Annotated in this window: 19 protein-coding genes and 1 riboswitch; of the genes, 5 read left to right on the forward strand and 14 right to left on the reverse strand. The window is 29.7% G+C overall.

Going from position 1 to position 20,319, the window contains the following annotated elements; translation table 11 throughout:
* Window positions 1-16 precede the first annotated feature (16 nt).
* The 10 genes from CPEL_RS05635 to CPEL_RS05675 all read right to left on the reverse strand — a co-directional run bounded on the left by CPEL_RS05635 (window position 17) and on the right by CPEL_RS05675 (window position 9,235).
* Window positions 17-1,189 (reverse strand): MFS transporter, encoded by a 1,173-nt coding sequence (locus CPEL_RS05635; protein ID WP_044598960.1) that lies wholly within the window; start codon window positions 1,187-1,189, stop codon window positions 17-19.
* Between the two features lie 2 nt (window positions 1,190-1,191).
* Window positions 1,192-1,362, reverse strand: coding sequence for a hypothetical protein (locus tag CPEL_RS09415; RefSeq protein WP_167332819.1), 171 nt, complete (start codon window positions 1,360-1,362; stop codon window positions 1,192-1,194).
* Window positions 1,363-1,365: 3 nt separating this feature from the next.
* On the reverse strand, window positions 1,366-1,701 hold the full coding sequence (locus tag CPEL_RS05640) for a chaperone NapD (protein ID WP_044598961.1): 336 nt from the start codon (window positions 1,699-1,701) through the stop codon (window positions 1,366-1,368).
* Complete coding sequence (locus CPEL_RS05645; RefSeq protein WP_044598962.1) at window positions 1,688-2,614, reverse strand: nitrate reductase accessory protein; 927 nt, start codon at window positions 2,612-2,614, stop codon at window positions 1,688-1,690. Before CPEL_RS05645 ends, CPEL_RS05640 begins: the two co-directional genes overlap by 14 nt.
* Before the next feature lie 3 nt (window positions 2,615-2,617).
* Window positions 2,618-3,136 (reverse strand): periplasmic nitrate reductase, small subunit, cytochrome c550 protein, encoded by a 519-nt coding sequence (locus CPEL_RS05650; RefSeq protein WP_044598963.1) that lies wholly within the window; start codon window positions 3,134-3,136, stop codon window positions 2,618-2,620.
* Entirely contained in the window at window positions 3,126-3,917 is a 792-nt protein-coding gene (gene napH, locus CPEL_RS05655; protein WP_044598964.1) for a quinol dehydrogenase ferredoxin subunit NapH, read from the reverse strand. Before napH ends, CPEL_RS05650 begins: the two co-directional genes overlap by 11 nt.
* On the reverse strand, window positions 3,914-4,663 hold the full coding sequence (gene napG, locus CPEL_RS05660) for a ferredoxin-type protein NapG (RefSeq protein ID WP_044598965.1): 750 nt from the start codon (window positions 4,661-4,663) through the stop codon (window positions 3,914-3,916). The genes napH and napG overlap by 4 nt, the downstream gene beginning before the upstream one ends.
* Window positions 4,664-4,666: 3 nt before the next feature.
* Window positions 4,667-7,441 (reverse strand): periplasmic nitrate reductase subunit alpha, encoded by a 2,775-nt coding sequence (gene napA / locus CPEL_RS05665; RefSeq protein ID WP_044598966.1) that lies wholly within the window; start codon window positions 7,439-7,441, stop codon window positions 4,667-4,669.
* Window positions 7,442-7,610: 169 nt separating this feature from the next.
* On the reverse strand, window positions 7,611-8,405 hold the full coding sequence (flgG, locus tag CPEL_RS05670) for a flagellar basal-body rod protein FlgG (RefSeq protein ID WP_044598967.1): 795 nt from the start codon (window positions 8,403-8,405) through the stop codon (window positions 7,611-7,613).
* A gap of 17 nt (window positions 8,406-8,422) precedes the next feature.
* On the reverse strand, window positions 8,423-9,235 hold the full coding sequence (locus CPEL_RS05675) for a flagellar hook-basal body protein (protein ID WP_044598968.1): 813 nt from the start codon (window positions 9,233-9,235) through the stop codon (window positions 8,423-8,425).
* Between the two features lie 130 nt (window positions 9,236-9,365).
* On the opposite strand from CPEL_RS05675, the gene rpoD reads away from it, so the two are divergent.
* Window positions 9,366-11,243 (forward strand): RNA polymerase sigma factor RpoD, encoded by a 1,878-nt coding sequence (gene rpoD / locus CPEL_RS05680; protein ID WP_044598969.1) that lies wholly within the window; start codon window positions 9,366-9,368, stop codon window positions 11,241-11,243.
* A gap of 22 nt (window positions 11,244-11,265) precedes the next feature.
* On the opposite strand, the gene CPEL_RS05685 is transcribed toward rpoD, so the two are convergent.
* Window positions 11,266-13,359, reverse strand: coding sequence for an RNA degradosome polyphosphate kinase (locus CPEL_RS05685; protein ID WP_044598970.1), 2,094 nt, complete (start codon window positions 13,357-13,359; stop codon window positions 11,266-11,268).
* 226 nt (window positions 13,360-13,585) lie between these two features.
* Between CPEL_RS05685 and nrfH the strand changes: the two genes are divergently transcribed.
* A complete protein-coding gene (gene nrfH / locus CPEL_RS05690; RefSeq protein WP_044598971.1) occupies window positions 13,586-14,080 on the forward strand; it encodes a cytochrome c nitrite reductase small subunit in 495 nt (164 codons plus the stop codon).
* Between the two features lie 16 nt (window positions 14,081-14,096).
* On the forward strand, window positions 14,097-15,914 hold the full coding sequence (locus CPEL_RS05695; protein WP_044598972.1) for an ammonia-forming cytochrome c nitrite reductase subunit c552: 1,818 nt from the start codon (window positions 14,097-14,099) through the stop codon (window positions 15,912-15,914).
* 26 nt (window positions 15,915-15,940) lie between these two features.
* On the opposite strand, the gene thiC is transcribed toward CPEL_RS05695, so the two are convergent.
* From thiC to rpe, 3 genes are all read right to left on the reverse strand, one after another.
* The gene (thiC, locus tag CPEL_RS05700; RefSeq protein WP_044598973.1) at window positions 15,941-17,239 is read right to left on the reverse strand and encodes a phosphomethylpyrimidine synthase ThiC; all 1,299 of its coding nucleotides are present in this window, start codon (window positions 17,237-17,239) and stop codon (window positions 15,941-15,943) included.
* Between the two features lie 35 nt (window positions 17,240-17,274).
* Window positions 17,275-17,379, reverse strand: a riboswitch (TPP riboswitch).
* A 34-nt stretch (window positions 17,380-17,413) separates the two neighbouring features.
* A complete protein-coding gene (locus CPEL_RS05705; RefSeq protein WP_044598974.1) occupies window positions 17,414-18,178 on the reverse strand; it encodes a 3'-5' exonuclease in 765 nt (254 codons plus the stop codon).
* A complete protein-coding gene (gene rpe, locus CPEL_RS05710; protein WP_044598975.1) occupies window positions 18,175-18,822 on the reverse strand; it encodes a ribulose-phosphate 3-epimerase in 648 nt (215 codons plus the stop codon). Before rpe ends, CPEL_RS05705 begins: the two co-directional genes overlap by 4 nt.
* A 139-nt stretch (window positions 18,823-18,961) precedes the next feature.
* Between rpe and rpmB the strand changes: the two genes are divergently transcribed.
* Entirely contained in the window at window positions 18,962-19,156 is a 195-nt protein-coding gene (gene rpmB / locus CPEL_RS05715) for a 50S ribosomal protein L28 (protein WP_044598976.1), read from the forward strand.
* 30 nt (window positions 19,157-19,186) lie between these two features.
* Entirely contained in the window at window positions 19,187-20,314 is a 1,128-nt protein-coding gene (locus CPEL_RS05720) for a potassium channel family protein (RefSeq protein ID WP_044598977.1), read from the forward strand.
* The last annotated feature ends 5 nt before the right edge of the window (window positions 20,315-20,319 follow it).

A 20,319-nucleotide genomic window follows, 5' to 3' on the forward strand; every position in this document is an offset into this window, starting at 1 on the left:
TAATTTAATTTAATTTTTACTTAATAACCGGAGCTTTATAAGCTAAAAATATAAAAATATTTAAAATTATACCAACTATAACAAGCAAAATAAATCCAAAAATAAAATTTCCAAAATAATCATGAAATAATCCTATAATCCAAGGAGCTTGAGCGGCTATTAAATACCCTATTCCTTGTGACATGGCAGAAAGCTTTGCTGCTATAATAGAATTTGCACTTTTTGTTGCGATAAATAACAATGCTATAATAAAAACACCACTAGAAGCACAACCCATAAAAATAGCCGCTATATATAGCATCACTTTAGCATTAAAAAATAAAATTATAATAAAACTCAAAAGATATAAAAAACTTAATAATATAATATATAAGTTTTTCTTGTTGTTTGTCAATTGATTTAAAATCATAGGCGAAAACAATGCTACAGGCAAACCAATGATTTGTGATAATAATAAAATACTTGAACCAAAATTAATATCATAACCTTTCTCGCTAATCATAACACTAAGCCAAGCAAAAAGACTATAAGATAAAAAACTTTGCAATCCCATTAAAATAGTTATTTTCCAAGCTGTAGAATTTGAAAAAATATTCATTTTATTTATTTTTTTCTTTTTAGGACGCAATAGCCTTTTATTTTTTAAATGTGGGATATAAAAAAATAAAGCAATTAAAGCTAAAATAACCCAAAAAAACATAGCCTGAGGAACATCAAAAATACTAAGTAAAGGTAACGAAAAGGCTACACCTATAATAGAAGAAAATCCTAAAATAAATCCATATAAACCCATAATTTTATGTGTATTTTTTGCGAATTTTTCTTTAACAAACGAAGGTAACAACACATTGGCAATAGCAATACCTCCACCCATTAAAAACACCCCAGAAAACAAACCAAAAATTCCACCATAACTTCTAATCATTTCTCCAAAAATAATTAAAACTAATGCAAAAAATAAAGCTTTGGTTTGTGAAAATAAAGCTACGCAAAAAGATATAAGACCAAAAGCAATTAAAGGTAAAGTTGTTAACATACCTGCTAAAGTAGAATTAATTTTATAGTATTCTTGTATATATTCTATCATAGGTCCTATAGAAGTAATAGGTGCTCTTAAATTTAAAGCAAAAGCTACAACGACTAAGGCATTAATCCAAAAGAATTTTTTATATAATACTTGTGTACTCATGGTTATTTTTGGTTTAAAATATCTTCAATGTATTTTTGCTTGCTTTCTTTGTTGGTATGTTTTTGTTCTATTTGATTTTGGCTTTTTAATATTTCATTTTCTTTAGAAAAATAAAAATGATCAATCAAAAAAATAGAAGAAATAATTAAAACCAAAGGAATTAGAAAAACCATTTTTTAATACTTTCTATAGATATTTCCATAATATTCTAAATCATTATTATTTAGTTTTTCATCAAAAGAATTTATTTTAAGATTTGCCTTTAGAATTTTTTCTCTTTCTTCATCTAAATCTTGATAGGAAAAAACCATATTAATACTTACAACTCCATCAAGTTGTTCTAATTGTTTATATGCTTTTAACTCATCATCTAAATTTTTACTTTCAATCACCACTATAATTTTCTCATCTTGAACTAATTCTATAGTGCAACATGGAACTTTTTGAATTTGCTCTTTAAGTTTTTCTATTTTTTCTTCTGTAGTTAAAATTAAAACACTAGAAAGATTCATCTATGCTCCAAAATAAAATTTTATTTTCATAGCCTGCGCCTATGAAATTGTTATCATTTAAAAATATAAGATATTCTAGCAAAAAATCTTTATTTTGAAATTTTTTTATTGTTTTTAAATTTTTAGTGTCTATAAGTTCTATGATATTTTTTTCATTATCCCCAAAAACTGCTATAGAACCATCCATATTTAAAGCACAAGTGTAGATTAAAAAATTTCTTTCTATATTTTTTTCATTATTATTTTGAACAATTCCTAATTTGCGATCTGTACCGCAACTTGTAATAATATTATTTTTAAAATCTAACTGATAAATATTATCTTTATGGATATTTTTATAACTTTTTATTTTTTTCCAATTTTTTATATCAAAAAGTATAATTTCGCCACTTTCAAAACCAGCCACTAACTGGGTTTTTGTTTCATTTAAAACAACATCACTTAAACTCGAATTAGAAAAAGTAAAATTTTTTATAATATTTTTTGTTTTTAGATTAAAAAGCTCTATATTAGAACCTAATAAAGCTAATAAAATAGTATCACTATCTAAAAACAAAGCTTTTTTTACACTATCATTAGATAATTCATAACTTGCAAGTTGATGATTTTTATAAACATGCAATTTCTTGCTACCAAAATCACCTTCACTTAAAATCAAAATAGCCCCATCAAAATAGTCAATACTATAAATTCTAGGGCTAAAATTTTCTTCATAGAAATTTTTAATCTTAGCTAGCTGAGTGATTTTTTGCATTTTTTTCTCTTTAATAGAGTATTTATAAATTTCTCCATTATCAAGTCCTACAATCAAATCATTTCCTACAAGCTTTAAAGCATTTAAATTAGAATCAAGTATAAGCTCATAAGCAAAAGAATAAATCCCAATTAGCAAGATTAAAAATATTTTTTTCATGTTTTATTTTACACCTTCATTTAAAACATCTAATAAATTTGATTTTTTCTTTAAATCCTCATTTTTAAATTTAGCTTCAAAACTATTTCCTACTAAAGGTTTTGCATCACTTTGTGGCACATGACATTGAGTACAATTAAATCTTGCTTCACTAACAACATCTTTAGTAGATTTATTTGTTCTAAAATCAAAATAATGGCTACTTGGAAGAGGAATAGCACCAACATCTTTAGCAATAGCCTTATCATGGCAACTTAAACATATATTGTTATCTTTAACAATTGGAAGCATATCCTCTAAAGTATGAGGGATTAAAGGCGGAGCATTTTCAAACGATCTTTCAATTAAAACAGATTCTCCAGCCATTGCTTGAGAATATTTCACATCTAACAACTCCACATTTTCATTTTCTAAACTTGCTTTTCTTAAACCTATATCTTTTGAATCAACACTTTTAACAGCAAGCCCACATGCACTTATCAAAACAGCTGCTGCTAAGGATAAAAAGATTTTATTTTTCATTTTCTCTCCTTAAATTTATTATACTAAAGCCTAAAGCATCATCACCACAAACATCAATACATTTTCCACATCTTATGCACTCACCTGATTTTACATCTTGATTTTCTTTACCTATCATCCAAAGCACTTGTTTTTCAGGACATACTCCAAGACATTTATAGCATTTAGTGCATTTTTGTAAGTTATATCTTACTTTTAATAATGAAAAATGCGAACTAATCGCCCAAAAAGCTCCCAAAGGACAAAAATGTGAACAAGTAAATCTTGGACTAAAAAACACATCTATACAAAATACAATCAAAGCTATAAAAAGCCAAGAAATTCCTCCAAAGATAATTCCTCTTTGAATTATTCCTATATATGAAAATTCCTCAAAAATAGGATAAGAAAAAACATAAGAAAAAACCAATACAAAAACTAGTACATAATAACGCAAATTTTTATTTACATTAAAAACCCTTGCTTGATTAAAACCTAATTTTACTCTAACAAAATAAGCAAAATCTGTAATGATATTCACAGGACAAACCCAAGCACAAAACGCTCTTCCAGCAAAAATAGCATAAAATAAAAATACTATAAAAGCTCCACTTAAAGCTACTATATCTACCTGCAAACTTGCTAAAGCAAGCTGTAAAAACGCAAAAGGATCACTAAGCGGTATAGTAGAAAATAAAACAGAAGAGCTTAAATTTCCTTTTAATATAAAATCAAACACACTAAAAGAAAAAAATATTAAAATAGAAAATTGAACAATTTTTCTTAAAACAAGATACTTCATAACAATTCTCCATCATTTAAGTAATCTTTAGCCTTATTGTGATTGAAATTTTTATCTGTATTTACATCTTGCAAACGCTTTTCGTCTTTTTCATCCCAACCTTTTATGTAATTATCCCCTGCTTTTCCTAAAACAAAATCTCTAGGTAAAACTCTAATAGCTGCTTTTTGCGTGATACAAGCTTTTTCACAAAGCCCACAACCTACACAAACTTCATGATCAACAACAGGCAATAAAAACGCATGCTTTGCTGTCCTTTCATTGCGTTTTGCTTCAAGTTTCAATGCTTTATCTATCAAAGGACAAGCCCTATAACAAGCATCGCATTGAATTCCCCAATAAGCCACACAACTTGCACTATCGATAATAGCTATACCCATTTTTGTTTTATATATCCCATCTTTTTGCTCTAAATACTTATGATCTAGTGCATTTGTAGGACAATCTCTTATACAAGGAATATCCTCACACAATCTACAAGGATTTTCTCTAGCCACAAAAAACGGCGTTCCATTTTTAGCATTATCTTTTAAAGTTGCTAATTTTAAAATATCATAAGGACATGCTTTTACACAAAGTCCGCATCGTATGCATTTTGATAAAAATTCTTTTTCATCATCTGCTCCAGGAGGTCTTAAAAAATACTCCTGATTTGAACTAAATGCTAAGCTTGCTAAAAATGCACTTCCACTTCCTATACACAAAAGCTTAAAAGTAAAGGCTAAAAATTCTCTTCTTTTATTCATTTTTTATGCTTTGGTGATTTTTACGGCACATTTTTTAAAATCTGTTTGATTTGACAATGGACAAGTTGCATCTAATGTAACTTTATTAATATACACATTCTCATCAAACCAAGGTACATAAACAAGCCCTTTAGAAGGTTTATTTCTTCCACGAAAATCTACTCTTGCTTTTACTTTACCACGGCGTGATTCTACCCAAACAACATCGCCTTGATTAATTTTCATTGCTTTAGCATCATCTTCATTCATATAGCAAAGTGCTTCTGGTACTGCACGGAAAAGCTCAGGAACTCTCATCGTCATTGTTCCACTATGCCAATGTTCTAAAACCCTACCTGTGCTTAACCAGAATGGATATTCTTTACTTGGTCTTTCTGGTGCTTTCATAAATGGCCTAAAGAAAATTTTTACCTTATTTTTTAGACTATATTTTTCTTTAGTTTGTGGAGCTAGTAAATCTCCTTTTGGCAATTCTTTAGCAAAATCTCCATAAAATGCAAAATCTGAATTTGGAGCGGCTTTTTTAGCATAATAATCAAATTTGGTATTAAATCTCCATTGAGTTTCTTTACCATTTACTACAGGCCATCTTAAACCTCTTACTTTATGATAAGTATCAAAATCAGCTAAATCATGTCCATGGCCTAAACCAAATTTGCGATATTCTTCCCATAGATATTTTTGCACGAAAAATCCATAACCTTTAAATTCTTCTCCATCGCTGCCTATAACTTTTCTCTCATCACCAAATACTTCAGAATTATCAAAACCTTTTGCTATATTATCATTTGCTTTGAAGCTTTTTGCTTCTTTATTTGCAAATAATACATCATATAAAGTATCATCTTCACTATATCCCATACTCTTAGCTTCTTCTAAAACACTTGGCAGAGTAAGTTTATCATTAACCTTAGTTTCACCCCAAACTTCATTTAATTTAAAACGCTTAGCAAATTCCATAATTTGCCAAGTATCACTCATAGAATCACCTACAGGTAAAACTTGTTGTTTCCAATGCTGAGTTCTTCTTTCAGCGTTTCCATAAGCACCCCATTTTTCATAAATCATTGCACTTGGTAAAATTAAATCTGCCACCTTAGCACTAATTCCTGGGTAACAATCACTTACTACTATAAAATTATCCATTTCTCTAGCTGCTGCTATCCAGTGATTTGCATTAGCTGTATTTTGCCAAGGATTATTTACTTGCACCCAAGCAAATTTAATATTTCCATCTTCTAAATCTCTCATAATTTTTAAATATGGAGCACCTGGTTTTGGATTAATCGTTTTTGCAGGAACTTTCCAAATTTTTTCACTAATTTCTCTATGTTTAGGATTTGCAACCACCATATCAGCTGGCAAACGATGAGAAAAAGTCCCTACTTCTCTTGCAGTTCCACAAGCACTTGGTTGTCCTGTTAGTGAAAATGCTCCATTACCAGGTTTTGCTTGTTTTCCAAGTAAAAAATGCACCATATAAGCTTGCTCATTTACCCAAGTTCCTCTTGTGTGTTGATTAAAGCCCATAGTCCAAAAACTTACAACTTTTCTATTTTTTTCTATGTATAAATTAGCTAATTCTTGAAGTTTTTTCTTAAATTCTTCAATGCTTTCATCTTCATTACCCTTAGCAACTTTAGCAACATAATCAAGCGTATAAGGTTCTAATGCTTTTTTGAAATCTTCAAAAGAAATTTCCCAGTGTGCATCAGGGGTATTTTGGTGTTTCATTTCAAATTTATCACCTGCTTTTACTCCCAAATAAGCCAAAGATATGGCTTCTTCTTCATCTAAAATAATAGAATTTTGCTTAGCAACAGTATCTTTCTCGCTTGCTTTGAACTTAGGATGGTTTGGATTATTTCTCATACCATAACCAATATCAGCATAACCTGTAGTAAAAATACAATGTTTTTCAATAAATTCTTTATCCATAGCCTCAGGATGATTATAAACAATTTCTCTTGCAATATAATTCCAAATAGCTAAATCTGTATTTGGTTTAAAAATGATTTCACTATCTGCAATATGAGAAGTTCTATTAGAAAAAGTAGATAAATTTACGATTTTAACTTTATCTAAATTACTTAATTTTCTATCACTTACTCTTGACCATAAAATTGGATGCATTTCTGCCATATTTGCACCCCAAGTAATAATAGTATCAGTAAGCTCTATATCATCATAACAACCAGAAGGTTCATCAACTCCAAAAGTTTGCATAAAACCAACAACCGCACTAGCCATACAATGGCGAGCATTTGGGTCTATATTGTTTGATCTAAAACCAGCTTTCACTAATTTTGCAGCAGCATATCCTTCTTGAATGGTATATTGTCCACTTGCAAAAATACCAATCCCTTCAGGTCCTTTTTCTTTATATGCTTTTTTAAATTGTTTTTCCATTTCATCAAAAGCTCTTTGCCAAGAAACTTGTTGAAATTTCCCTTTTTTGTCAAATTCGCCTTTTGCATTTACACGCAGCAAAGGTGTTACTAAGCGATCCTCTCCATACATAATTTTTGCATTAAAATAACCTTTAATACAATTTAACCCACGATTTACCGGAGCTGCTGGATCACCTTTTACAGCGACAATTTTGCCATCTAAACTTGCAACTAAAATTCCACAACCTGTACCGCAAAATCTACAAACAGATTTATCCCAACGCCATTTGTTTTCAGTATTTGCAAGCACACTACTTGGAACACTAAGACCTGCAACGCTACAAGCACTAGCAATAGCGGTATTTTTAATGAAGTCCCTTCTGTTCATTTTGTACCTCGTTATTGTTTAATTTTATGTATATAAAATATACATAAACAAAATATTACTATATTTATTTTAAATTTAATTTATACGAAGAATATTTTATAAAAGTTTATATTTAGGAGTTTTTTAGTATTTTTTTAAATATAATGCATATTATAAAACGCTAGTTAATCTAGCGTTTTAATTGATTTACAATACCAAGCATATCATCACTTGTAGTAATTGCTTTAGATCCTGCTTCATAAGCTCTTTGTCCTGTTATAAGATCTGTCATTTCTTCAACAAGCTGCACATTACTAAGCTCCACAAAACCATGTTTGATAACAGAAAAACCATTCTCGCCTGCTATACCTGCAATAGGTGCTCCACTTGCATCAGTTTCCACTAAAAGATTATCTCCAAGAGCATGTAAACCTGCAGGGTTGATAAAATTAACAAGTTCGATTTGCCCTATTTGAGTTTCAGCTGTATTTCCTGGTTGCATAACAGAAATTGTTCCATCACTTGCCACATTAATAGCTATTGCATCTTCAGGTATAGTCATTTCAGGTAAAAGTCTATATCCATCTGAATTAACTATATTTCCTTCAGCATCTTTTGTAAATTGACCATTTCTTGTATAAGCTATAGTTCCATCAGGCATTTGAATTTGAAAAAACCCATTATTACCTGCAATTGCCATATCAAGTCCTGCGGTTGAAGTTTGCTTTAAACTTCCTTCACTAAAAATTTTACTAATTGCAGTTACCCTTGCTCCAAGTCCCACTTCAATACCACTTGGATGTTTTGTAGTACTTGAGGTTGAAGTTCCTGCATATTTCATAGTTTGATACATCAAATCTGCAAATTCTGCACGCGATTTTTTATATCCAACCGTATTTACATTTGAAATATTGTTTGATGTTACATCAATTTGAGTTTGTTGTGATACCATCCCTGATGCTGCTGTATATAATGATCTTAACATTTTATCTATCCTTAGTTTTATTTAGTACTTGCTAATTTATTAATAGCTTCTTGATTTAAATCATCCATATGAGAAGTCATAACTTTTTGATACATCTCAACCATTCTGTTTGCTTCTATTAATCCTACCATTTCTGTAACTGGATTAACATTTGATCCTTGAGTAAAACCCTGCTTTATGGCATTTGAATTTGGCAAATCTCTAATTTTATTTAAATTTTCTATTTTATACATATTATCGCCATCTTTTTGCAAATCTCTTAAATCATCTACTTGAGCAACAAATAATCTTGCGATATTTTGATTAGAAGCACTTACTATTCCGTTTTTATCTACATTTATAAAAGAAGTAGAGTCTCCTATACGAATTCCATCATTTTGCGGATCGTTAAAATAATCACTACTTAAAACTCTATATCCTTGACGATTAACCAAATATCCATCCTCATCAAGCTGAAAATTTCCATCTTGACTTAGTCTTACTTCTCCGTTATTGGTTTTAATCAAATAAAAGGTATCTTCGCGTGTTAAAGCAAGATCTAAAGGATTGTGAGTCATTTTCATAGAACCTACGCTAAAATTTGTATAAACATGATTTACCTGTGGAACCCTGTCTATTGTAGTATTTACAAATCTAGCAGCGTCTCTTGTATGATTTTGTATAGGTAACTCATCTTGAGTTTCTTTAAAAATCCTTTTAAAATCTGCAATAACAACATTATCTCTTTTATACCCACTTGTATTTACATTTGCTAAATTATTGGTTACTACATCTAAGCGATTAAATTGCGTAACCATAGCACCAGTAGCTTGATAATATCCATTTTGCATAGTTTTTCCTAACTAAAATCTAAAATTTTCAAAAACTAAAGCAATAGTCGTTCCAAAAAAATTTTATTTGTTTTTAATTAAAACTTAGGCATAATATTTAGTTTTATATACTTACCTTAAAGGGAAAAATATGGCTAATGAAACGAATGCTTTAGAAACATTATTTAAGGAAAATTCTAAAGATTATATCACATATGAAAAACTTGTCAAGCATTTTCAAAAACTTCCAAATGCAAGCAGTGCTAAAAAAATTCGTGATTTAATGAATAAATATAAAGTAGAATTAATTTCTTCTGCTGAAATTGCAAAAAAAAGAAATATAGAAGAAGCTAAAAAATTACAAGAAGAAAAACAAAAATTACAAGATACGAGTTTAGAAAATGAATTTGATTTAGCCAATGAAAATGATTTACTAGAATGGAGTAGATCTGATTCTCCAGTAAGAATGTATTTAAGAGAAATGGGGCAAATTGCTCTTTTGAACAAAGACGAAGAAATAGAAATTTCTAAGAAAATAGAATTAGGTGAAGATATAATAATCGATGCATTTTGCTCGGTGCCTTATTTGATTGATTTTATATTAGATTATAAAGAACCTTTAATTAATAGAGAAAGAAGAGTAAAAGAACTTTTTAAAAGTTTTGAAGAAGATGATAAAAATGAGGAAGATAAAAATGAGGAAGAATTAGATTCTGAAGAAGAAAATGAAAATGAAGAAAACGAAAATTCTAATGATAAAAAACCTAAAAAAACAAATAAAAAAGAAGATGAAAGAACATTAAAAGTCATAGAAAGTTTTAAAGCTTTAGAAAAAGCAAAAAAAGAATGGTTAAAAACAATTTCTACTATTAGTGCAGAAAAGAATGAAGATGAACTTTTAGATAAACTAATAATAGCATTTAAAAAAAATATCTTAAAAGAAAAATTAATGGATCTAGGCCCTACTTCAAAGCTAATATCAGAAATAGTAAAATCCATGGAAACAGCGTTAAAAAGCGATGAGGAATTTGATAAAGAATTAAAACGATTAGAATATCGCTTACCAATGTTTTCAGATGAACTAAAACAAAGACATGCAGATATATTAAAAGATATTACCAAACTTAGCAAAGAAGAAATTACTGAGCGTGCGTTAGAAACAACAATGGTTAGTACTTATATGGAGATTAAAAAACTAATCCAAACAAAAGAAGCTAGTCAAAATTCATTCGACTTAGAAAAAGATCAACTTAAAGAAATTTTAGAACAAATAAAACGCGGTAAAAAAATATCTGATGAAGCAAAAACTAGAATGGCAAAATCAAATTTACGCTTAGTTGTAAGTATAGCTAAAAGATATACAAATAGAGGCTTGCCATTTTTAGATCTCATACAAGAGGGTAATATAGGGCTTATGAAGGCGGTTGATAAATTTGAATATAAACGAGGTTATAAATTTTCAACTTATGCTACTTGGTGGATAAGACAAGCTATATCAAGAGCAATAGCTGATCAAGCAAGAACAATTAGAATTCCTATACATATGATAGAAACAATTAATCAAATTAATAAAATTATCCGTGAATACCTACAAAAAGAAGGTAAAGAACCTGATGTAAGTATTATTGCAAAAGAGGTAAATTTAAGCATTGACAAAGTAAAACAAGTTATAAAAATCACCAAAGAACCAATTTCTTTAGAAGCTCCAATTAGCAATGAAGATGATGGTAAATTTGGAGATTTTGTTGAAGATAGAACATCGCTTTCACCTATGGATCATATTTTAAAAGATGATTTAAAAGAACAAATCGATGAAGTTTTAGATCAATTAAACGACAGAGAAAAAGCTGTTATTAGAATGAGATTTGGTTTGATGGATGATGAGAGTGATAGAACTTTAGAAGAAATAGGCAAAGAATTAAATGTTACAAGAGAAAGAGTACGTCAAATAGAAAGCTCAGCGATTAAAAAATTAAAACATCCAAAAGTTGGTAGAAAACTTAAAAACTACATAGAAGGATGGAAATAATCCTTGTAAATAAATACAAGGATTAATTATCCCTAAAAAGTTTTGTAGCTAAATGTGCTGCTCTACTTTGATCAGTATCTTTTTTCAAAGTATTAAAAATTCGGCTAATGTATTCTTCCAAAGTTTGCTGAGAATTATTTATTTTTTCATCATTTTGTAATGAAATTTTACGATATCTCCCTTCGCTATCTAACTCATAAGCTAAATCATTATCGCTTAATTGTAATTTTAAAATTTGAGCTAATTTTGCACGAGAATGTTCATCATATATAGGTGTCATTAATTCAAGTCTTCTTTCTAAATTCCTTGGCATCCAATCTGCACTTGATATAAAATAATTTGGCGTTGTATGTTTAAAATATAAAATTCTAGCATGTTCTAAATATTTTCCTACTATACTTCTTACTTTTATATTTTCACTATAACCTTTTACACCAGGTCTTAAGCAACAAATTCCACGCACAATTAATTCGATTTTTACTCCTTTATTTGAAGCTTCATATAAAGCCTCTATAACATCAGCATCCACCAAAGCATTCATTTTAGCTATAATCGCACCTTCTTTACCAAAATTTGCCTCATTAGCTATCATGTCTAAAATTCTTTCTTTAATTTGTTTTGGACTCATAGATAAAGTTTTTAAACGACGGCTTTTGCTATACCCTGATAATATGTGAAAAAAAGTTGTAGTATCTTGAGAATACTCTTCTTTGGAGGTGAAATAACTCACATCTGTATAAATTTTAGCTGAACTTGCATTGTAATTACCTGTGCTTAAATGGTTGTAAATTTTTAATTTATCGCCCTCTTTTCTAATCACCTGAGCTACTTTAGCATGAACCTTAAAACCAGTGATTCCATATATAACATGTGCTCCTGCATTTTCCAATGATTTTGCCCAATGTAAGTTATTCTCTTCATCAAAGCGTGCTTTTAATTCCACCATCACGGTCACTTGCTTACCATCGCTTGCAGCATCAATTAAAGCTTGGACTATGCTTGAGTTTTTTTCCACTCTATAAAGAGTCATTCTTATAGAGACAACTTTAGGATCTTTACTAGCTTCTTTGATAAATTGATAAACAGGCTCAAAGCTTTCATAAGGTTGAAAAATAAGAACATCTTGCTTATCCATTGCACTAAATACTGATAAATTATCACCAAATGGTGGTAGCATTTTTGGCGTATACAAAGGACTTAACAAATGAGTAAATTCTTTATTGGAAATAATTTGCCATAAAGATGGTAAATTTAAAAGTATACTATACTCATAAATATCTTTATGAAAAATATTCATATGTGAACTCAAAAATTCTATAAGCTGCTCATCTGCGTCTTTTTCTATTTGTAAGCGTATAAAAGCGCCTTTTCTACGAAGTTTTAAACCTTGTTCTAAAATAAGCATAAAATCATCAGCTTCTTCCTCCTCTATCTCCATATCAGCGTTTCTAGTAACCCTAAAAGCAGCTGAAGATAAAAGTTTATATCCTGGAAAAATATGCTCAGTGTGGTGGCGCACTATGCTTTCTATAGGAACATATATATTAGAACTTACTTGATAAAATCTTGGTAAAACCCTTGGCATACGAATCATACCAAATTTTAAAAGTTCTGGATGCATAGGATCACAAAGCTTAACAGCCAAAGAAAAAGAAAGATTGTTTAAGTGAGGAAAAGGATGGGTTGCATCAACAGCAATTGGGACAATTACAGGAAAAATATGTGAAAAAAAATGTTCATTACATTGCTGTTTTAAATCCTCATCTAATTCTTCATAAGATCTTATAAATAAATTTTCTTTTTCTAATTCTTGAGTGATTTTATTAAAATATTGCTCAACTACATATTTTTCTTCATGTAAATAGTTCCTAATAGCTTTAAGTTGAGCAAGCGGAGTCATTTCGTCATTCCCTGCTGTGCTAACTCCTGCTACAAAAAGCTGCTTTAAACCTGCTACTCTTATCATATAAAATTCATCTAAATTTGTGCAATATATGGCAATAAATTTAAGCTTTTCCAACAAAGGCAAATCTTTTGAACATTGATCTAAAACACGAGAATTAAAAGCAAGCCAAGAAAGCTCTCTATTAATAAACATTGATGGTTGAAATTGCATTACTCACCTACCTAAACTACTTATATATTTTTATTTTAGTATTTTTTTTATTAAATTTATTTTATTGTTTTATTTGTAAATAAAATAATATAAAAAATAATACTTTTTTACTCTTAAATATATATTAATTAATGATAAGTAAATTAATATTTACTTTATTTATATTTATGAGCTATATAATAACAATCAAGCTCTTGTAGCTTAAACTTCATTCAAAGGAGAGACTTTGAAAAAAGCAAACTCAAAACTTTTTGCTGTTTTCCTCTTCTTGCTTGTAATTTTAGCTGGCGTTGGAATTTACACCTTCCATAATGCCAAAGGGACTTCTTATTTTAGTGATGCCAGTGAAAGCTGCAATAATTGTCATATTATGAACGAAGTTTATAATGACTATTTAAAAGCTTCACATTCTAAAGAAATAAATGGTAAAACATTAGCAAGTTGTAATGACTGCCATTTACCACATAGTTTCTTTGAAAAATGGATAGCTAAAGCTCAAAGTGGTTTAGGACATGCTTATGCATTTACTTTTAAATTAGATTCTTTACCTACACATTTAAGTGCAAATGCAAAAAGTAAAGAAATAGTTCAAAACAACTGCATACAATGTCATAAAGAAATTGCAAGTAACACTATCAACCCTACTTTAGATCCACATAAAGATAATTCTTTAAGCTGTGTATCTTGTCATCAAAGTGTTGGGCATAAAAGAGGATTTTAAATGAAAGGAGTATTCAATGAATAACAAAGGCATTTTATATAGTGCTATAAGTGCTACTATAGTGGCAATTGCTGGTGTGCTGTGGCTAAATCAAGATATCACAGCTAAAACCAATGAAGCAGTAGGCGGAATAATTTCCCAAGAAATAGTCAAACTTGGAGATGAAAATCCTACTTTTGATTACTGGGGAAAGAACTTTCCTGATTATTTAGATATGCATACGGCTGTAGAAAAACAAACTCCAAATCCAACAGAATTTGGTGGAAATTTAGCGTATTCTAAATTAATCCGTTATCCACAATTAACAATACTTTGGGCAGGTTATCCATTTAGTATTGATGCTAACGAGGAAAGAGGACATTTTTGGGTTCAAGTTGATCAAATGGACACAGCTAGAAACAATAAGGATTTTTTAAATGCTCATGGTTTTGCGGGTTTTGGTGGTCAACCAACAGCATGTATGAATTGCCATAGTGGATGGACTCCTTGGCTTTTAAATAATACAGCAAAAGGTGATTGGGTTGCGTTTAATTCTGCAAAATACTGGACTATGATCAAAACAGTTCCTGCTGTAAATGGTGCTAAAGAAAATTCCCCAGAGCATAGTGGTCCACATGGTGGAAAAAGAATGGGTGTAACATGTGCAGATTGTCATAATCCTACAGATATGAGTTTAAGACTTACAAGACCAGCGTTAATTAAGGCTTTAATTTCAAGAGGTTATGAGGCCGATGAAAAACAAGGTATAAAAGCCTCAAGAAGCGAGATGAGAACTTTAGTATGCTCTCAATGTCATGTTGAGTATTATTTTAAACCAACAGGCACTAAAGTAAAAACCATAGGTGAAAGTATAGCTAATGATAGTTCGAAAAAATGGTGGAATGGAACTCAAAAAACTTATGATGAGTTTGACTCTTGGAGAGATGGTAACCAACCAACACAAATTGAAGTTGATGGTATAGAGCTAGCTTTTCCATGGAGTGAGTGGAAAAAAGGAGAACCTTTTAGAATAGAAATGTTTGATGATTATTATGAAAAACATAGAGCTAATTTTTCAAGCGATTGGGTTCATAAAATCACCAAAGCACCTATGTTAAAAATTCAACATCCAGAAAGTGAACTTTATAGTGGTGGAGTTCATGCAGCAAATGGAGTAAGTTGTGCGGATTGTCACATGCCTTATATTCGAAAAGGAGCTAAAAAAGTTACAAATCACAATATAACTTCACCTTTAGTAGATGTAAATTCAGCTTGTAAAACTTGCCATACTCAAAGTGAAAGCTATTTAATACAACAAGTAAAAGATATACAAAATTCTGTAGCTTATGATTTAAGAACAGCTGAGTATTCTTTAGTTAGCTTAATTAAAGATGTTGAAAAAATGCGTGCTGAGCTTGGTAAAATGCCACAATATCAAACCGATGGCAAAGCAGATGATGCTAAAATTTCAGCAGAATTAAATGAAGTATTAGAGCTTCATAGAAAATCTCAAGTTAGAGCAGATTTTGTTGGTGCAGAAAATTCAACAGGATTTCACAATCCTAGAGAAGCTTCAAGAATGCTTTTACAATCAGTTGATATGTCAAGACAAGGTCAAGCTAAGTTAGCTGAAATTGCAGCTAAAAATGGTATAAAAGATTTTAAAACATCTAACTTAGGTTTTGAAGATATACAAAAATTCAACCCAGGTGAAATTCGCTATAAAACAGATTTAAATGGCAACAAAGCAGGAGATCGTTATTATAAACATCAAGAAATAAATGGCAATCCACCAGCAAAACTTCTTGAAGATGATAAAAATCTAAAACCTTATAATTATCAAGTGGTAGATTAATTAAAATAAACCCTCAATATGAGGGTTTATTCTTTTATCAAGCTTACATTTTCGCCTTTTAAAATTTTATTCATAGTATTCATTGCACACATTTTACCGCACATAGAGCAAGAATCAAGCTCTTCAGGTTTTCTTTCGTTAAACATTTTTTTAGCTTTTTCTCCATCAATTGCTAATTTAAACATTTTTTCCCAGTTAATATCTTGTCTAGCTTTGCTCATTTCATCATCTATTTTTCTTTCTTTAGGAAGTTTTGCTATATCTCCTGCGTGAGCTGCTATTTTTGTGGCTACTATACCATCTCTTACATCGTTTAAATTTGGAAGTCTTAAATGTTCAGCTGGTGTTACATAGCAAAGTATATCAGCTCCAGCTGCTGCTGCGACTGCTCCTCCAATTGCACCACTTATATGATCATATCCTGCGCCAATATCAGTTACTAATGGCCCTAAAACATAAAAAGGAGCACCATTGCAAATTCTTTTTTCTATTTGCATATTAGCTTCTATTTCATTTATAGCCATATGTCCAGGTCCTTCTATCATTACTTGCACATCTTGCTCCCATGCTCTTTTTGTTAATAGTGAAAGTTCTATTAATTCAGCAATTTGTGCTCCATCGCTTGCATCATGAGTACAACCAGGTCTTAATGCATCACCTAAAGATAAAGTTACATCAAATTCTTTGCAAATTGCTAATAAATCATCATAATATTCAAAAAATGGATTTTCAGCTTCATTCATTTGCATCCAAGCATAAAGCACAGATCCTCCTCTTGAAACAATATTAGTTATTCTATTGCATTCTTTAAAAACTCTAGCTGCACGCAAATTAATACCTGCATGAATAGTCATAAAATCAACTCCACTTTTTGCATGATGATAAACTACATCTAAAAAATCTTTGGCTTTAATATCCTTTAGATCTTTTTCTAAAAATCCAACAGCATCATAAACAGGCACCGTTCCTATCATAGCTTTTGAAGTAGCTATTAATTCATCTCTAAAGCGACTAGTTTTTCCATAATTGCTAAGATCCATAATAGCTTCAACATTAAATTTATGTGCTAATTCTACTTTTTTCATTTCTTCACTATAATCAACACAATCATTTGAAACACCTAAATTTACATTTACTTTTGTTTTAAGCCCATAACCGATGCCATTTGGATCTAAGGCTTTGTGGTTTATATTTGCTGGTATTATAATTTTACCACTTGCTATATTTTCAAGTAAAAAATCTTCACTTACTTGTTCTTTTTGTGCGACTATTTGCATTTGTTTTGTAAATATGCCTTCTTTGGCGAATTTCATTTGAGTTTTCATGATTTATCCTTAAAAATAATTTTGGATAAATGAAGGGTATGTGAGATAAATTTTCCCAACGCTAGCATTATCTAGTTCTGGTTCGGTCTAAGCTTTTAGCTTACTCTCAGCCTGTAACACAAGCTCCCGTCATTTATGCAAAAATTAGTATATCAATAAAACTAAAACAAAAATTTATTTTTTCAATTGATTTTTTGCCTGCTTGCTAAAATGTAACAATTCTTCAGTGGTTTTAATATAAAAAGGAATTTTTTTTAGACAATACTTTAAAATTTCACTTGCTGCTAAAGCATCATTTAAAGCTCTATGATGTTGATTTTTTATACCTAAGAAATCTTTTAAGGTATCAAGTCCGTATTTTGGACTTTCAATGCATTTTTTTGCTAAATCTATTGTGCATAATTTCTTATTTAATAAAACACCAAAATCATTCTCATACAAAGATTTTGAAAGAAAATTATAATCAAAACGCACATTATGTGCCACAAAAATACTATCTTTTAAAAAAAGTTTAAATTGATTTAATACAAATTTTAAAGAAGGTGCATTTTCTATCATATCCAAAGAAATACCTGTTAATTCTGTGATATTTTCAGGTATAAAATCAACTTTAATCAAGCTTTCAAATCGATCAATTTCTTTATAATTTTGAATTTTTACTGCACCTATTTCTAAAATTTGGCCGTTTTTTATACTTCCAGTACTTTCAATATCTACAACACAAAAAATTTCATCTTTTATTTTTGTATTTTTAGTTTTTAAACACAAACAATTTTGTGCATTAAGTTCAACCCCAAGACCTAAAAGTTCAAAAATATAAACATCAAAATCATAATGCTTTAACTCTTCTATTTTTTCAAGCTCTTTTAAAACCCAAGGAAATGGTTTATTTTCCTTACTTAATTTTGTAATTAATTCATCAATTTGTTGCTGACTCAAAATTCAAGCTTTAAAGAGTTAATTGCTGTTTTTTTATCTTGTGAAGAAAATATATAACTACCAGCTACTAAAATATCAGCACCCGCTTCATCTAAATCAGGTGCATTTAAACCATTAACCCCACCATCTACTTCTATAAAAACTTTCAAATTATTTTTATCTATCATCTCTCTTAATTGACGAATTTTTTTATACACTAATGGTAAAAAACTTTGTCCACCAAAACCTGGATTAACACTCATTAAAAGCACCATATCTACAAATTCCAAAATATGCTCTATACTTGAAATTGGAGTATGTGGATTTAAAACAATAGCTGGATGAATATTATTTTTTTTCAAATATTCACACACTCTAATAGGATGACTTTCAGCCTCTATATGAAAACTTATAAATTTAGGTTTAATAGGTATAAATAAATCTATAAAATCATTTACATTATGCACCATTAAATGCACATCTAATGGCACAGAAGTAATCTTTGAAATATTTTCTATCACGCAAGGTCCAAAAGTTAAATTTGGAACAAAATGTCCATCCATAACATCAATATGCAATAAATCTGCTCCAGCTTCACATACTTCTTTAATTTCCCTTTCTAAATTTAAAAAATTTGCAGAAAGTAAACTTGGTGCCACATACATTTTCTTCTCCACTATAATAAAAAGATAATTCTAACATATCTTATATCAATTTTTCTTTATTTATTTTTTTAATATTTGATTTTTTTAAGCTTATTTTAGATAAAATGCCAAAAATATTTTTATTTTATAAGGAAAATTTATGTCAAGAATGTGTCAAATTACTGGAAAAAAACCTATGGTAGGAAACAATGTTAGCCACGCTAATAATAAAACAAAAAGACGCTTTTTACCAAATTTAAGAACTATCCGTATTACTTTAGAAGATGGAACAACTAGAAAAGTTAGAGTTGCTGCTTCAACTTTAAGAACTCTTAAAAAACAAAGTAATAAATAATCCTTGTAATACTAACTCAGAGGAATTGCAATGTCTTTTTTAAAAAAGCTTCAAAAATTCCTCAATTGGTCCCCTTCTCCAAAACCTTCAATTAGTCTAAACGATGAGCTTTATGAGCAACTTAAATTTTTAAGAATTCCGCTTATTGCCGTTGTAATGATGACTTTAATTGGAGCTTTTGGCTATATGTTAACAAGCAATTACAATCTAAACGATGCTATTTATCAAGCAGGTATGACTTTTACTACTTTAGGTTATACCGAAGTAAATCCTATACCAACAGCGGGAAGAATTTTTACCGTTATATATGTATTATCTACTTTTACTATATTTACTTTTTGCATGGGTTTGGTGATTGAAATAGTAAAAAAAGGTGTCTTGTCTAAAATCATTAAGGAAAGAAGAATGCTTCATAAAGTTGCTAGATTAAAAAATCATTTTGTTATATGTTATCACAACGACTTTACCATAGAATTAGCTCAGCAATTTAGGGAAAATCATATACCATTTGTTGTTGTAGATGAAATTGAAAATTTCAGTGAAATTGCAGAAAAATATAACTACCCTTATTATATAGAAAGTGCTCCGCATACAAATATAGCATTTTTAAAATCAAACCTTTCAAGCGCAAAAGGTGTAATAACCCTTAGCAGCAATATAGCTGATAATATTGCTATTATAGCTTCAGTAAGATTATTTGAAAAAGAACTTCAAAGGATTAATCCTTATTTTATTCTAGCAAGTTCAAGTAATGAAGATGAAACAGAAAAATTAAAAAAACTTGGTGCAAATTCTATAGTTTCTGCAACAAAATTAGTTGCACAAAGACTTAGTGCTATGTCAGCAAGACCAGATATGGAAAATTTATTAGAAAACTATCTTTATAAGAAAAATAGCCCTATTGATCTTGAAGAGGTAAAAATACCTGATGAATCTTGGGTTAGATTTAAAAGATTAAAAGAAATACACTTAAGAGATATGGCAAATGTAAGTATAGTAGGAATTTTAGAAAATAAAAAATTTACTCCTATGCCAAGAGGAGATACTCTTATTGGGACTGGTGCTAAATTATTATTAGTTGGCACGGCTGATAGCATTAAAATAGCTAAAAAAATTATCAAAAACAAGCATAAACCAGATGAATTAAAATACATTTAATATAT

The organism is Campylobacter peloridis LMG 23910, from assembly GCF_000816785.1.
Classification (GTDB): domain Bacteria; phylum Campylobacterota; class Campylobacteria; order Campylobacterales; family Campylobacteraceae; genus Campylobacter_D; species Campylobacter_D peloridis.